14 protein-coding genes are annotated in these 14,250 nt (G+C 75.0%); 4 read left to right on the top strand and 10 right to left on the bottom strand.

The features are described 5' to 3' along the window. The first annotated feature begins 71 nt into the window (after positions 1–71). Positions 72–689, top strand: a complete 618-nt coding sequence (locus ABD979_RS15125) for a LysE family transporter (RefSeq protein WP_345508316.1) — start codon at positions 72–74, stop codon at positions 687–689. A 192-nt stretch (positions 690–881) separates the two neighbouring features. On the opposite strand, the gene hemL is transcribed toward ABD979_RS15125, so the two are convergent. From hemL to ABD979_RS15085, 8 genes are all read right to left on the bottom strand, one after another. Then, positions 882–2,246, bottom strand: coding sequence for a glutamate-1-semialdehyde 2,1-aminomutase (gene hemL, locus ABD979_RS15120; protein ID WP_345508315.1), 1,365 nt, complete (start codon positions 2,244–2,246; stop codon positions 882–884). 22 nt (positions 2,247–2,268) lie between these two features. Next, complete coding sequence (locus tag ABD979_RS15115) at positions 2,269–2,754, bottom strand: MarR family winged helix-turn-helix transcriptional regulator (RefSeq protein WP_345508314.1); 486 nt, start codon at positions 2,752–2,754, stop codon at positions 2,269–2,271. A 37-nt stretch (positions 2,755–2,791) separates the two neighbouring features. After that, positions 2,792–3,757 carry a porphobilinogen synthase gene (gene hemB / locus ABD979_RS15110; RefSeq protein WP_345508313.1) on the bottom strand — a complete coding sequence of 322 codons (966 nt, stop codon included), beginning with the start codon at positions 3,755–3,757 and terminating at the stop codon, positions 2,792–2,794. Positions 3,758–3,767: 10 nt separating this feature from the next. Next, entirely contained in the window at positions 3,768–5,417 is a 1,650-nt protein-coding gene (locus ABD979_RS15105) for a bifunctional uroporphyrinogen-III C-methyltransferase/uroporphyrinogen-III synthase (protein ID WP_345508312.1), read from the bottom strand. Then, positions 5,414–6,376, bottom strand: coding sequence for a hydroxymethylbilane synthase (gene hemC / locus ABD979_RS15100; RefSeq protein WP_345508311.1), 963 nt, complete (start codon positions 6,374–6,376; stop codon positions 5,414–5,416). The genes ABD979_RS15105 and hemC overlap by 4 nt, the downstream gene beginning before the upstream one ends. Beyond that, on the bottom strand, positions 6,373–7,755 hold the full coding sequence (hemA, locus tag ABD979_RS15095; RefSeq protein WP_345508310.1) for a glutamyl-tRNA reductase: 1,383 nt from the start codon (positions 7,753–7,755) through the stop codon (positions 6,373–6,375). The genes hemC and hemA overlap by 4 nt, the downstream gene beginning before the upstream one ends. Next, positions 7,752–8,435, bottom strand: a complete 684-nt coding sequence (locus ABD979_RS15090; RefSeq protein WP_345508309.1) for a redox-sensing transcriptional repressor Rex — start codon at positions 8,433–8,435, stop codon at positions 7,752–7,754. Before ABD979_RS15090 ends, hemA begins: the two co-directional genes overlap by 4 nt. Positions 8,436–8,579: 144 nt before the next feature. Next, the gene (locus ABD979_RS15085) at positions 8,580–8,840 is read right to left on the bottom strand and encodes a glutaredoxin family protein (protein ID WP_345508308.1); all 261 of its coding nucleotides are present in this window, start codon (positions 8,838–8,840) and stop codon (positions 8,580–8,582) included. Here ABD979_RS15085 and ABD979_RS15080 point away from each other — a divergent pair. Beyond that, complete coding sequence (locus ABD979_RS15080) at positions 8,826–9,809, top strand: RNA polymerase sigma factor (RefSeq protein ID WP_345508307.1); 984 nt, start codon at positions 8,826–8,828, stop codon at positions 9,807–9,809. The genes ABD979_RS15085 and ABD979_RS15080 overlap by 15 nt on opposite strands. A gap of 198 nt (positions 9,810–10,007) precedes the next feature. Continuing rightward, complete coding sequence (locus tag ABD979_RS15075; protein ID WP_345508306.1) at positions 10,008–11,312, top strand: DUF5667 domain-containing protein; 1,305 nt, start codon at positions 10,008–10,010, stop codon at positions 11,310–11,312. 45 nt (positions 11,313–11,357) lie between these two features. On the opposite strand, the gene ABD979_RS15070 is transcribed toward ABD979_RS15075, so the two are convergent. Further along, positions 11,358–12,449, bottom strand: coding sequence for a lysophospholipid acyltransferase family protein (locus ABD979_RS15070; protein ID WP_345508305.1), 1,092 nt, complete (start codon positions 12,447–12,449; stop codon positions 11,358–11,360). Positions 12,450–12,489: 40 nt separating this feature from the next. Here ABD979_RS15070 and ABD979_RS15065 point away from each other — a divergent pair, with 40 nt between their 5' ends. Further along, positions 12,490–13,263, top strand: coding sequence for a hypothetical protein (locus tag ABD979_RS15065; RefSeq protein ID WP_345508304.1), 774 nt, complete (start codon positions 12,490–12,492; stop codon positions 13,261–13,263). On the opposite strand, the gene ABD979_RS15060 is transcribed toward ABD979_RS15065, so the two are convergent. Then, positions 13,199–14,245 (bottom strand): NAD-dependent epimerase/dehydratase family protein, encoded by a 1,047-nt coding sequence (locus ABD979_RS15060; protein WP_345508303.1) that lies wholly within the window; start codon positions 14,243–14,245, stop codon positions 13,199–13,201. The genes ABD979_RS15065 and ABD979_RS15060 overlap by 65 nt on opposite strands. Between the last annotated feature and the right edge of the window lie 5 nt (positions 14,246–14,250).

Below are 14,250 nucleotides of genomic sequence, written 5' to 3'. Positions count from 1 at the left end.
CTGCTGTGCGCCTCTGTCGGTGCCGTGGCCCGGGGCGTCCCCGCCGTCGACGCCGACCTACACTCCGAGCCGTGCCCTGGTCCCTCTGGCTCGCGCTCGTCGCCACCGCGACGCTCATCTCGCTGACGCCCGGCGCGGGCGCGGTCAACACCATGGCCAACGCGATCGGCTCGGGCTGGGCGCGCTCGATCTGGGGCATCCTCGGGCAGCAGGCGGCCTTGCTGGCCCACATCGCCGTCGTCGCCGCCGGTCTCGGGGTCGTCGTCGCGCGCAGTCCCGTGCTCTTCACGGTCATCCGGTATGCCGGTGCCGCCTACCTCGTCTACCTCGGGGTGCGGCAATTCCGGTCGGGCGCCGCCTCCGCCGACGTCGACCGCCAGGCGCCCGAGCCCGCGTGGTCGATGGTGCGGCGCGGACTGCTCGTCAACCTCACGAACCCCAAGGCGGTCGTCTTCTTCCTCGCCTTCGCGCCGCAGTTCATCCGGCCCGAGCGCCCGCTGCTGCCGCAGTACGCCGTCTTCACGACGACGATCGTGCTCGTCGACGTCGTCGTCATGTGGGGCGTCTTCGCGGTGGCGGCGCGGGGCCTGCGCCGGCTGACCCGTCGCGAGTCCGGCGCCCGCCTGCTGGGCCGGGTCTTCGGCGCCCTCTTCGTCACCGTCGGCGTCCTCCTCGCCACCGTCCACTAGGCCCCCTCCAACCGTCGAGAGGCCACTCCGCGCGGGTCCCCCGACGTCGAGAGGCCACTCCGCGCGGGTCCCCCGACGTCGAGAGGCCACTCCGCGCGCGCACGACAGGCCGACATGACGCATACGGGATCGCGAACTGTGGCCTCTCGACGGTCAGGCACCCGCGAAAGGTGGCCTTTCGACGGTTGGGGGTCAGTCGGCGTCGGGGGCTGCGGCGGCCCGGGCGGCCGCGGGCAGCGCCGCGATGACGTGGTCGACGGCGGCGTCGTCGTGCGCGGCCGAGACGAACCACGACTCGAAGGCGCTCGGCGGCAGGTGCACGCCCTGGCCGAGCATCGCGTGGAAGAACCGGCGGAACGCGGCGGTGTCCTGGTCCTTCGCGTCGTCGTAGCCCGAGACCGCGCCCTCGCGGAAGAAGACCGAGAACATCGAGCCGGCCCACTGGATGCGGTGCGGCACCGACGCCGCAGAGAGCTCGCTCGCCACGGCGTCCGCGATGGCGTGCGACACGACGTCGAGCCGCGCGTAGACCTCCGGCGTGCAGCCCTGCAGCGTCGCCAGACCGGCGGCCGAGGCGACCGGGTTCCCCGAGAGCGTGCCCGCCTGGTAGACCGGCCCCTGCGGGGCGAGCAGGGCCATGACGTCCGCGCGCCCGCCGAAGGCCGCCGTCGGGAAGCCGCCGCCCATCACCTTGCCGAAGGTGAAGAGGTCGGGGGCACCGGTCGTACGGCGCCGGTCGCCCGCGTCGGCGGCGGTCTCGAGCCCGTAGTAGCCGGCGGCGCTGCACCGGAACCCGGTCATCACCTCGTCGGAGACGAGCAGCGCCCCGTGCTCGGCGGTGACCCGGCGCAGGCCGTCGGTGAACTCCGGCGTCGGCGGCACGACGCCCATGTTGCCGGCCGCGGCCTCGGTGATGACGGCCGCGATCTCGTGGCCCCGCTCGGCGAAGGCCGCCTCGAGCGCCGGCAGGTCGTTGTAGGGCAGCACGATCGTCTCGCCCGCGCTCGAGCGGGGCACCCCGGCGGAGTCGGGCAGCGCGAACGTCGCGATCCCCGAGCCGGCCGACGCGAGCAGCGCGTCGACGTGGCCGTGGTAGCAGCCGGCGAACTTGACGACGACGTCGCGGCCGGTGAAGCCGCGCGCGAGGCGGATCGCCGACATCGTCGCCTCGGTGCCGGAGTTGACGAGCCGGACCTGCTCGACCGGCTCGACGCGGGCGACGATCTCCTCCGCGAGGCGCACCTCGTTCTCGGACGGCGTGCCGAACGAGAACCCGCGCGCGGCGGCCTCGGTGACGGCGGCGAGCACGTCGGGGTGGGCGTGCCCGAGGATCATCGGCCCCCAGGAGCAGATGAGGTCGACGTAGCGCTTGCCGTCGGCGTCGGTGAGCCACGGGCCCGACCCGCTCGCCATGAACCGGGGCGTGCCGCCGACGGCGCGGAAGGCCCGGACGGGCGAGTTGACGCCCCCCGGGATGACGACGCTCGCCCGCTCGAGGAGGGCGGCGGAGGCCGGGGCCTCGCTGGTGGTCTGGACCGGGGCGGGCTGCGAGCTCATGGGGGCCATTGTCCCCCGCCGCTCAGTGGCCGCTGACGCCGGTCGGGTCGAGGTGGTCGCGGACGATGGCCATGGCGTCGCCGATGGCTCGGAACTGCTCCGGGCTCATGATGTCGACGAGGTTGTCGCGCACGCTCTGCACGTGGATGCGGGCGATGTCGCTCACGGCCGCGTGCCCGCCGCCCGTCAGCACGAGCTCGACCCCGCGCTTGTCGTCGGCGCACTGCTCGCGCGTGACCCAGCCGCGGTCCTCGAGCCGCTTGGCCGTGTGGGTGAGCCGGCTGCGCGACTGCACGACCATGGCCGCGAGCTCGGACATCCGCAGCCGGTGGTTCGGCCCCTCCGAGAGCATCGAGAGGATCTCGTACTCGCTCAGCTGGATGCCGGCGTCACCGAGCGCGTCGTCGAGCGCGCGCTCGAGCAGCCGGGTGCCCCGCAGGATCGCCCGCCACGACGCCTGCTCGGCATCGGTCAGCCACCGCACGTCGTCGTCCCCTGTGCCTGCCATGTCACCTCCCTGCGACCTCACTGAGATCGTAGTGGCGTCAGGCCAGCCAGTCGGCGACGTCGAGGGCGAAGTACGTCAGCACGACCTGCGCGCCCGCCCGCCGGATCGAGGTCAGCGACTCCAGCGCGGTCGCCCGCAGGTCGATCCAGCCCTGTGCCGCGGCGGCCTGGATCATCGAGTACTCCCCCGAGACCTGGTATGCCGCCACCGGCACCGACGCGCGCTCCGCCGCGGCGGCGACGACGTCGAGGTAGCTCATGGCCGGCTTGACCATGACCATGTCGGCGCCCTCGGCGATGTCGAGGTCGATCTCGCGGATCGACTCGACGATGTTGGCGGGGTCCTGCTGGTAGGTGCGCCGGTCGCCCTGCAGGCTCGACTGCACCGCCTCGCGGAAGGGGCCGAAGAAGGCGGAGGCGTACTTCGCCGCGTAGGCGAGCACGACGACGTGCTCGAGGCCCTCGGCGTCGAGGGCCTCGCGGATGACGGCGACCTGGCCGTCCATCATCCCCGAGGGCGCGACGACGTGGGCGCCGGCGCGGGCCTGGGCCACCGCCATCTGGGCGTAGAGCAGGTTCGTCGCGTCGTTGTCGACCCGGCCCTGCTCGTCGAGGACGCCGCAGTGGCCGTGGTCGGTGAACTCGTCGAGGCACGTGTCGGCCATGACGACGAGGTCGTCGCCGACCGCGTCGCGCACGGCCCGCAGGGCGAGGTTGAGGATGCCGTCGTCGGCGATGCCGCCGCTGCCCGTCGCGTCCTTGTGCTCCGGCACGCCGAAGAGCATGATCCCGCCGAGGCCGGCGGCGACGCAGCGCCGGGCGACCTCGACGACGCTCTCGAGCGTGTGCTGCTCGACGCCGGGCATGCTCGTGATGGGCCGAGGCTCCGTGATCCCCTCCGCGACGAAGACGGGCAGCACGAGGTCGCGCGGGTGCAGCCGGGTCTCGGCCACGAGGGCGCGCAGGGCCGCGTTCTGGCGCAGGCGGCGAGGACGCTCGATCATCGCGCCGACCTCAGCGCGCGCGCCGGCGCGAGGCCGGACGCTTGTCGCTCGGGCGCTGGACCCGCTGACCGGCCTCCGCCGCCGCGACGGCGAGCCCGACGCCGTGACCGGCGAGGGCGTCGACGAGACCGAGGGCCGAGGCCTCCTGGGCCAGCACGTCGACCCGGAGGCCGTGCTCCTGGGCCGTCTTGGCGGTGGCCGGCCCGATGCAGGCGACGACCGTCGCGGTGTGCGGCTTGCCGGCGATGCCGACGAGGTTGCGCACCGTCGAGCTCGACGTGAAGAGCACGGCGTCGTAGTCGCCGCCCTTGATGGCATCCCGGATCGGGGCGGCCGGCGGAGCGGCCCGCACCGTGCGGTAGGCCGTGACGTCGTCGACCTCCCAGCCCATGTCTCGCAGCCCGGCGACGAGCGTCTCGGTCGCGATGTCGGCCCGCGGCAGCAGCACGCGGTTGATCGGGTCGAGCACCTCGTCGAACTCGGGCCAGGCCTCGAGCAGGCCGGCCGCCGACTGCTCGGCCTCGGGCACGAGGTCGGGGTTGATCCCCCACTCGCGCAGGGCCGCTGCGGTGACGCCGCCGACCGCGGCGACCTTGAGGCCGGCGAAGGCGCGGGCGTCGAGCCCGAGCTCCTCGAACCGCTCGCGCACGGCGCGCACGGCGTTGACCGACGTGAAGCCGATCCACTCGTAGCGGCCCGTGACGAGACCCTTGACGGCCTTCTCCATCTGCTGCGGCGTGCGCGGCGGCTCGACCGAGATCGTCGGCACGACGTCCGCGGTGGCGCCGTAGGCGGCGAGCCGCTCGACCATCGGCCCGGCCTGCGCCTGCGTGCGCGGCACGAGGACCTTCCAGCCGAAGAGCGGCTTCGTCTCGAACCACGAGAACTCCTCGCGCAGCCCGACGTTCGGAGACACGACGGCGAGCGACACCTCGAGGGGCTCCTTGCCGCCGAAGACCGCGTCGGCGTCGCCCAGCGTCGTCGCCACCGACGACTGGCGCACCGTGGTGCCGTGGGCGGAGAGCGCGACGAGGGCGTCGACCGGTCGACCGGCGGACCGCAGGGCGGCCAGCGCCGATCGGATCGAGTCGGTGCTGCCGAGCAGCACGAGCGTGTCGTCGTCGGAGGCGTAGGCCGAGTAGTCGATGCCCGAGCGGTCGGCGCCGAGCACGTGCACGGCCCCGGTCGTCTTCGACGTCAGGGGCACCCCGGCATACGTCGGACCGGCCGTGACGGCGGAGACCCCGGGCACGATGTCGAAGGTGATGCCGGCCTTGCGGCACGCGCGCACCTCCTCGACGAGCCCGTTGAAGGTCGCGGGGTCGCCGTCCATGAGCCGCACGACGAGGCCCCCGGGGGCGACCGACTTCGCGGCGCGCACGACGAGCTTGGCCCGGCCGGCGTGCGTCAGCTCCTGGCCCTGCTCCCCGTGCCCGGCGTCGACGATCTCGACGTCGGCGCGGGCGTGCTCCAGCACGACGTCGTCGCGGGTGATGCGGTCGAGCACCACGACGTCGGCGGCGGCGAGCAGGTCGCGTCCGCGCAGCGTCATGAGCCCGGGGTCACCCGGGCCGGAGCCGACGAAGGCCACGCGGGCCGGCGTCGTCGAGTGCGTGGGAGTCGAAACCGTCGGCTCGGACGGCGGGCGGGAAGGAGTCACGAAGCTTGCTCCGGTTCGTGGGTGGCGTGGTCGGATGCGGTCGAGCTGGAGGGGGTGAGGTCGGCGGCGCCGTCCTCGAGGAGGATGCGGGCGAGGTCGGCGCCGAGCGCCTCGGGCCGGTCGTAGGGGCCGACGAGCGAGCGGCGCAGCTCGAAGGTGCCGTCCTCGCTGCCGGCGAAGGCGCGGAGCGACAGCTCGAGGCCGTCGTCGCCCTCGACGACCTCGGCGAGCGCACCGACCGGGGCCGTGCAGCCGGCCTCGAGCGTGGCGAGGAGCGAGCGCTCGGCCGTGACGCACGTGCGGGTGTCGGCGTCGTCGAGCACCGTCACGGCGGCGACGACGTCGGAGCGGTCGGAGCGGCACTCGACCGCGAGGGCTCCCTGGCCGGGGGCGGGGAGGACCTGGATGGGGTCGAGCACCTCGGTGGCCTGGTCGAGGCGACCGAGGCGGGCCAGCCCGGCACGCGCCAGCACGACGGCGTCGAGCGCCCCCGAGGTGACGAATCCGATTCTCGTGTCGACGTTCCCGCGGATCGGCCGGATCTCGAGGCCGAGCCCGAGAGCCGCCAGCTGGGCGGTGCGGCGCGGCGACCCGGTGCCGACGACGGCGCCCGCCGGCAGCTCGCCGAGGGTGAGGCCGTCACGGGCGACGAGCACGTCGCGGCTGTCCTCGCGCACCGGGACGGCGGCCACCGTGAGGCCCGGCTCGGGCGCGGTCGGCAGGTCCTTGAGCGAGTGCACGGCGACGTCGATGCGACCGTCGAGCAGGGCCCGCCGGATCGCCGCGGCGAAGACCCCGGTGCCCCCGATGGCCGTCAGCAGCTCGCCCGACACGTCGCCCTCGGTCGTGATCTCCACGAGCTCGACCTCGTGCCCCGCGGCGCGCAGCCGGTCCGCGACCCAGCCCGACTGCGTCGTGGCGAGGGCCGAGCGGCGGGTGCCGAGGCGCAGCGCGGTCATGACTGGGCCCGCTTCGGCGGGATGGACACGTTGGCGACGTCCTTCGGCTCGAGGTCGAACAGCTCGCGCAGGGCGGCGGCGTAGTCCTCGCCGCTGCCCTCCATCGCGAACTCCTTGACCCGCATCGTGGGGGTGTGGAGCAGCTTCTCGACGATCCGGTGCACCGCGAGGCCGACCTCGGCGCGCGTCGTCTCGTCGAGCCCGGGCAGGCGCTGGTCGAGGCGGTCCATCTCCGAGGCGACGAGGGCCGCGGCCCGCGCCCGCAGCGCGGCGACCGTCGGCGCCACGGACTTCTCCATGCGTCGGGTCAGGTAGTCGGCGACCTCACCGGTGACGAGCTCGCGCACCCGCACCACCTGGGTCGTGTCGGCGCGGCCCTCGAGTAGCAGGCCGAGGGCCTGGAGGTCGACGAGCGTGACGCCGGGGACGGGGCGGCCCCAGCTGTCGGCCGGCTCGACGTCGCGCGGCAGCGCGAGGTCGACGACGACCTGCGGGCGGCCGCCGCGGCGCGCTGCGCTCTCGGCGAGCATCCCGGCCGTGATGACGTGGCCGACGGCCCCGGTGCAGGTGATGACGAGGTCGCTCGCGGCGAGCACGTCGGGCAGCGCGTGCCACGGCCGGGCCTGCCCGGAGGTCGCGGCCGCGAGGCGCTCGGCCCGCTCGGGCGTGCGGTTGACGATGGTCAGGGAGTCGACGCCGGCGCGGTGCACCGTCGCCGCGGCGAGCCCGCTCATTCCCCCGGCACCGACGACGGCGGCGCCCACCCCGGCGAGGGGCCCGAGCACGGCGCTCGCCTCCTCGAGGGCGATCTGCACGAGCGACACGCTGTGCTGGTCGATGTCGGTCTCGGTGTGCGCGCGCTTGCCGACGCGCAGGGCGCCCTGGAAGAGCGCGTTGAGCGACTCCCCCACCTGGCCGCGCTGCTGCGAGGCCGCGAGCGCGTCGCGCATCTGGCCGAGGATCTGCGCCTCGCCGACGGCCATCGAGTCGAGCCCGCACGCCACGGTGAAGGTGTGCGCGACGGCCGCGTCGTCGTAGCGGACGTAGAGGTGGTCGGCGAGCGCCTCGGCCCGGGCGGCCAGGGCCGCGCTCGGGTCACCGGGCGGCAGGTCGGCCAGGGGGCGCGTGCCCTCGGCCGGCTCGATGCCGGCGGCGAGCGCGAGGGACTCGCCGATGGCCGCCACCGCGGGGTGGAAGGCGGGAACGGCGGCATACACCTCGAGCCGGTTGCACGTGGAGAGCACGACGGCCTCGCTCGCGGTCGCCGAGGAGAGCACGGAGGCGGCGATGGCGCGGCTCGCGTCGGGGTGCTCCGCGAGCGCCTCGAGCACCGACAGCGGGGCGGTGTGGTGCGACAGGCCGATGACGAGCAGGCTCATGAGCTGGCCACCGCCTCCCGGAGGTGGCCCGCGGCGAGCGACTTGCGCTGCGCGTGGAAGGCGAGGATCTGCAGCTCGGTCGAGAGGTCGACCCGACGCACGTCGACGCCCTCGGGGACCGAGAGCACGGCCGGCGCGAAGTTGAGGATGGAGCTGATGCCGGCGCCCACGAGCGCGTCACAGACGGCCTGCGCGGCCGGCGCGGGCGTCGCGATGACGCCGATGGCGATGGCCTCGACGGCGTGGTGCGCGGGCAGCTCGGCGAGCGGGCGGATCGGCACGCCGACGACGAGCTCGTCGGCGAGCTGGGGGTCGTCGTCGTAGAGCCCGACGATGCGGAACCCCTTGGTGACGAAGCCGGAGTACGACGCGAGGGCGTGACCGAGGTTGCCCATCCCGACGATGGCCACGGGCCAGTCCTCGGTGAGCCCGAGGGCGCGCGAGATCTCGAGGGCGAGCGTCTCGACGTCGTAGCCGACGCCGCGGACCCCGTAGGAGCCGAGGTGGCTGAGGTCCTTGCGCAGCTGGGCCGAGCGGACGCCGACCTCGGCGGCAAGCTCTTCGGACGAGACCGACAGGACGCCGTCCTCAGCGAGGCGCGAGAGCGTCCGGAGGTACTCGGGAAGCCGCGCGACGGTTGCGTCGGGGATCTCTCGACGCAGTGCAGGGTCGGCGGACACGCTTGCTCACCGGCTCCTCTCAGCGAGGCGTTCGAAACGAACGCGGAGCACGTGGGGACTCGATCAGGCTAGACGTTTGTGAAGGCATGCACAAAGTTGACGGGAGGGCGTCTACCACGGCATGGGGCGGGCCACGGAGGCAGGTCACCCCAGCGCGGCTCGGAGCCGCGCCTCGTCGACTCGCCAGAAGTCGTGCCGTCGCCCGTCGACGAAGGTGACGGGGATCTGCTCCGCGTAGCGCCGCAGCAGCTCGGGGTCGTCGTCGACCGAGCGCTCCTCCCACGCGACGCCGAGCTCGCGCGTCACCCGCTCGACGACGACGCGCGCGTCGTCGCACAGGTGGCAGCCCGGCCGTCCGAGCAGCACGACCCGGGGGGTCGCGGCGCCGTCGTGCTCGATCGTCATGCCCACCACTGTAGGACGGCGCAGCCGCCGCGCGAGCCCTCTCGACCCGCCCCGCCGGCTCCCGCAGCCCGTGGTCCACGTGGTGAGCGCCACGTCGCCCGGCTCCCATCGGGCGCCGGCTTCCGCCAGACTGTCGACCGATGCGCGCGAGGACGTCGGCCCCCCCGACAACGCCCTGCCCCGGGAGCGTCCCCGGCCGCGGCGTGGGCGCCGCCTACCCCTGCACCGGCCACCCCCGCACTGGCCACCCCCGCACTGGCCACCCCCGCGCCCTCACGCGCGGCGCCCGGCCGGCGCGCGGCGCCCAGCTGGCGCGCGGCGTTCGACGCGCTCTGGGCCGCGGTCGCCGACGAGGGCACGCTCACCGGCGGCACCGGGCGGGGTGCGGGCCGCGGCCGGCCGGGCGAGCGCGACGCCGCCGAGCAGGCGCGCCTCGCGGCGCTCGTCGAGCTGGCCCAGGGCGGCGACACGGAGGCGTTCGCCCAGCTCTACGACGCCTACGTCGACACCGTCTTCCGCTACGTCCTCGTGCGCGTCGCACACCGAGCGCTCGCCGAGGACCTCACGTCCGAGACCTTCCTGCGCGCCCTGCGCCGCATCGACTCCTTCAGCTGGCAGGGCAAGGACATCGCGGCGTGGTTCGTCACCATCGCGCGCAACCTCATCGCCGACCACGTGAAGTCGGCGCGCTTCCGCTTCGAGGTGACGACGGCCGACATGCGCGACGCCGACGAGCGCGTCGACGCCCCCGACGACGAGGTGCTGACGCGGCTGCGCGACGAGCGGCTCGTGGCGGCCATCCGGACCCTCGGCCCCGACCAGGCCGAGTGCGTGACGCTGCGCTTCCTGCAGGGCCTCAGCCTGGCCGAGACCGCCGCCGTGCTCGGCAGGTCCGAGGGCGCGGTCAAGCAGCTGCAGCTCCGCGCCGTGCGCGCCCTGCGCCACGAGCTGGAGGGGGTGGCGCTGTGAGCCCGCGCCCCGTCGCCCGCGGCCGTATGCCGGGTGCCCCCACCGCGCGTAACCTCCCCGGTCGCCGCCTCGTTCTCAGCGTGCCGGGGGGGGCGACCGTGCGGGCCGCGCGGGCCGTCGGATCCCGCCGCCCACCTGACCCGCAGCACCTGACACACCCGAACACCCGACCGGCCCGACCCGGACGCAGGAGGAGCCATGGACCTCGGCCGCAGCGCCGACGCCGAGCTGCTCCAGCGCGCCCTCGACGGTGAGGCGGTCGGCGACCCCGGCATCCTCGAGCTCGTGACGGTGCTGCACGCGGTGACGGCCGTCGAGCAGGCCGGGCTCGCCCCGCGCCCGGCGTTCGTCGCCGACCTGCGCGCGCGGCTGCTCGAGGAGGGTGCGTCGCCCGCCGTGGCGACCGGCCCCGAGGCGGGCTCCGACGCCGGCTCCGTGACGGGCCCGGAGGACGGCTCGCCGGCCACGGTGTCGGTCCTGCACGTCGCGACCCGGCCGCTCAAGCTGATCGCCGCCGCGGCCGCGGCGATCATCGTCGTCGGCGGCGCCCTCGGGGTCGCCTCCCGCTCGGCCGTGCCCGGCGACTCGCTCTACGGCGTCAAGCAGCTGCTCAACCGGGCGGCCGTCGAGATCGCCGGGTCGCGGGTCGACCGCGGCCTCACCTACCTCGCGCAGGCGCAGGAGCACATCGACGAGGCCCGGGGCCTGCTGGACCGCGGGGTGCCGGCGCCGCACGACCTCGATGACGCCTACGACTCGGCAACCGACGCCACGCTCCGCGCGCAGACCCTGCTGCTCGAGGCCTACCGCACCGAGCAGCGCACCGACGCGCTGACCGAGCTGTCGGACTTCTACGCCCGGGCGGTGCCGCAGGTCGACGCCATGCGCTCGCGCGTGCCGGCCGCCTCGCGCGAGGCGTGGCAACGGCTGCGCGACACCCTCGGCGCCGGCCGGGTCGCGACCCTTCGCGAGCTCGCGGCCTGCACGGCCTGCGGGGACCTCTCGGCGGCGGCCCGCCGCGACCTCGCGGCGCTGACGACCGGAGCGGCCACCTCAGCCGTCGCCGCCGGGGGCGCGACCGGGGCGACCGCCCCGGCGACGCGGCCCACCTCGCCGCGCGCCGCTCCGACCGCCGGTGCGACAGCCGCGCCCACCCGACCGGGCGGCACCCGCCCGCCCGGAGGTCCGACCGGCACCGCCACCGGCGCCCCGACCGGCACGGGGCCCGCGGGCTCCGGCACCCCCGGCGAGGTCGCGGGCGGGGTCACGGGCGGCGTCACCCTGCCGGGTGCCACCGTGGGCCTGCCCGGCGTCGGGGTCACGAGCTCGACCGTGGGCGCCGGCGGTGGCGGCGTCACCCTGCCGGGTGCCACCGTGAGCCTGCCGACGGTGGGCGTCACACCCTCGACGATCCACGCCGGCGGCGGCGGGGTCACGCTGCCCGGCGTGACGGTCAGCGTGCCGTCGCTGACCCTCCCGGTGCCCCCGCTGCCGCTGCCCTGAGGCGCGACGGCATACGGGAGCGGTCCCGGCGGTCGCAGCGTCGGCTCAGAGGAAGACCGACGTGCGGTGCATGAGCAGGCTGTAGAGCGTCTGCTGGATCGTCTCGCGCACCTGGTCGGTGAGGTCGAAGACGAGCATCGGGTCGTCGGCGGCCTCGGGCCCGAAGGCGCTCGTGTCGATCGGCGGACCGAACTCGATGAGCCACTTGCTCGGGAGCGGCACGAGCCCCAGCGGCCCGAGCAGCGGGAACGTCGGGGTGATCGGGGCGTACGGCAGGCCGAGCAGGCGCGCGACTGCGGGCATGTCACCGAGGATCGGGTAGATCTCCTCGGCGCCGACGATCGAGACGGGGACGATGGGCACGCCGGCGCGCAGGGCGGCGGAGACGAAGCCGCCGCGTCCGAAGCGCTGCAGCTTGTAGCGCTCGGTGAACGGCTTGCCGACACCCTTGAAGCCCTCCGGCCACACCCCGACGAGGGCACCCTTGCGGAGCAGTCGCTCGGCATCGGTGTTGGCCGCGAGCGTCGTGCCCGAGCGGCGCGCCATGGTGCCGACGAAGGGCGTCGAGAAGACGAGGTCGGCACCGAGCATCCGGAGGTGGCGGTGCCGCGGGTGCTCGTCGTAGACGGCCACCTGCGTCATGAGGGAGTCCATGGCGATCGTGCCGGAGTGGTTGCCGACGACGAGCGCGCCCCCGACGTCGGGGACGTTCTCGATGCCGCGCACCTCCACGCGGAACCACTTGCGGTAGAGCGGTCGCAGCAGCGGCAGGTGGACGTTGACGGTGTAGTCCTCGTCGAAGCCGAACTCGTCGACCTCGTAGTCGCCCGAGAGCCGGCGCCGCAGGTAGGCGAGCGACTCCGCCACCTGGCGCTCCACGTCGTCGGCCGGCACGCCCGCGGTGGTGGCCGCGGCCCGCAGCACGTTGACGGCGAGCTCGACGAGCTCGGCCGGCCCGGGTCGGGTCTGCGTCGAGGACTCCACGCCGCCGCGCACCGCGCCGACGAGCTGCTCGGCGCGCGCCTGCAGCCCGCCCGGCAGGGCCCGTTCCCAGCCCGGTGCGTCGTCCGAGGCCGGATGCCGTGTGGCGGCGGGCGCCGCGGGCGCGTCGTCGGCGTCCACCTCGACGGGTGGCACCGCCCGGAGTCGAGCCGGCTCGCCCGACCCGGCGCGCCGGGTGGAGCGGATCGCGGCCCGGCTCGGGCGGGCCCGCGCCGACGGCTCGGGCGTGGCCGCGGGCGTCGCCTCCGTGGTCGCCTCGGGCGCCGGGGTCTCCGGGGTCTCCGCCGGCGCGGAGGTCGACGTCGGTTCGGTGGCCGGCCGGGGGTCCGGGGTCGGCTGGGGCTCCGGAGTGGGCACGGGCGCCGGGGTCTCCGCCGGCTCGGGGGTCGGCCGGGGGTCCGTGGTGGCACCCGCCACCTGGCGGCGGGCCACGCTCAGCTCGAGCGGTCCGGTCGCGATGAGCGGCGTGCCGCTGCGGCGGCGGCGCTCGCCGGAGGCCCGGTCAGCCCCGGCCGCGAAGGCCCCCCGGGCCGCGGGCCGCGGCGGGCTGGTCCGCGCGGCGGTCGTCGGGGCCGCCGTCCCGGCGGTCTTCGAGCCTGCCTTCCGGGCGGCCCGCTCGGACGTCGTCGCCGGGGACGCCGCCTTCGTCGCACCCTTCGGGGCGGCCTTCGTCCCGGCCCGGGTCGGCGACGCCTCCGCCGCGGTCGCGTTCGCGTTCGCCGCGGTCCTCTTCGCTGGGGTCCTCTTCGCTGCGGTCTTCCCCGCCGCGGTCTTCCCCGCCGCGGTCTTCCTCGCTGGGGTCTTCCTCGCTGGGGTCTTCCTCGCTGGGGTCTTCCGCGCCGTGGGCTCGGGCGCGTCGGACGAGGTCCTGCTCGGGTCGGTGCTCACGGCTGGATCCTGTCGAAGACACGGGAGAGGGCGGCCGCCGTGCCGCCGGCCGCGTCGCTGACGACCTCGCCGACGCCGTCGACGCCGGGCACGGCCGGGCGCAGGTGCCGGGCGTAGTCCTCGAAGGCTCCCCGGGTCGAGTAGTGGGGCTCGAACTCGAGCACGGCCCGCATCCGGGTCGTGTCGAGCCCGCGCCCGAAGGCGAGGAAGGTCAGCTGGTCGGACGGGAAGTCGGCCAGCCCGCTGCGCTTGACGACGTTGCCGAGCAGGCCTGCTGCCGCGAGCGGCACCGGCATCACCGGCCGGCGGGCGATCGCCGCGCACTGGGTGACGGTGAGGAAGCCGTCGCCGGCCACGTTGACGATGCCGACGGCCGGGCCGGTCGTCGCGAGGATCATCGCCGCCGTCGCGTCGTCCTCGTGGAGGAACTGAACCCGGGCGTCGTAGCCCAGCGGCACGGGCACGACGGGCAGCGCGAAGTAGTCGGTGATCGCCGTGTGGATGTCGGGCCCGACGACGTTCGCGAGGCGCAGCATCGTGATCTCGACGTCGGGTCGGCGGCGCGAGAAGCCGCGCACGTAGCCCTCGACCTCCACGGAGTCCTTGCCGAACCCCGTGCGCGGCAGCGTCTTGGGGTTCATGTCCTCGCTGAACATCGCCGGGTCGCGCGGCGAGGAGCCGTAGACGGAGGCCGAGGACTTGACGACCAGGCGCTGCACCGACTCCGACTTCTGGCACGCGGCGAGCAGCTGCATCGTGCCGATGACGTTGATCTCCTTCTGCGTCACCCGGCCCCCGGTGTCCTTGGGCGTCGCGATGACGTTCATGTGCACGACGGTGTCGACGTCCGACTGCGCCATGATCCGGCCGATCATCGGGTTGCGGATGTCGGCGCGGACGAACTCCGCCCGGCCGATCGAGTGCTTCGGCGGTACGACGTCGACGCCGAGGATGCGCTCGATGGTGGGGTCGGTGGAGAGGCGGCGGGCGTAGAGGCCGCCGAGGTGGCGCGAGACCCCCGTGACGAGGACGATCCTGGCCATCCGGC

The sequence above is a fragment of the Terrabacter aeriphilus genome (assembly GCF_039542985.1).
In the GTDB taxonomy this organism is placed as follows: domain Bacteria; phylum Actinomycetota; class Actinomycetes; order Actinomycetales; family Dermatophilaceae; genus Terrabacter; species Terrabacter aeriphilus.
Note: the sequence above shows the minus strand (reverse complement) of the source record. Positions and strands in the feature narration are given on the sequence as shown.

Excerpts from the sequence above, each read along its gene's own strand:
- hemL (WP_345508315.1), bottom strand. The coding sequence starts at position 2,246 with ATGAGCTCGCAGCCCGCCCCGGTCCAGACCACCAGCGAGGCCCCGGCC.
- ABD979_RS15115 (WP_345508314.1), bottom strand. The coding sequence starts at position 2,754 with ATGGCAGGCACAGGGGACGACGACGTGCGGTGGCTGACCGATGCCGAG.
- hemB (WP_345508313.1), bottom strand. The coding sequence starts at position 3,757 with ATGATCGAGCGTCCTCGCCGCCTGCGCCAGAACGCGGCCCTGCGCGCC.
- hemC (WP_345508311.1), bottom strand. The coding sequence starts at position 6,376 with ATGACCGCGCTGCGCCTCGGCACCCGCCGCTCGGCCCTCGCCACGACG.
- hemA (WP_345508310.1), bottom strand. The coding sequence starts at position 7,755 with ATGAGCCTGCTCGTCATCGGCCTGTCGCACCACACCGCCCCGCTGTCG.
- ABD979_RS15085 (WP_345508308.1), bottom strand. The coding sequence starts at position 8,840 with ATGACGATCGAGCACGACGGCGCCGCGACCCCCCGGGTCGTGCTGCTC.
- ABD979_RS15075 (WP_345508306.1), top strand. The coding sequence starts at position 10,008 with ATGGACCTCGGCCGCAGCGCCGACGCCGAGCTGCTCCAGCGCGCCCTC.
- ABD979_RS15060 (WP_345508303.1), bottom strand. The coding sequence starts at position 14,245 with ATGGCCAGGATCGTCCTCGTCACGGGGGTCTCGCGCCACCTCGGCGGC.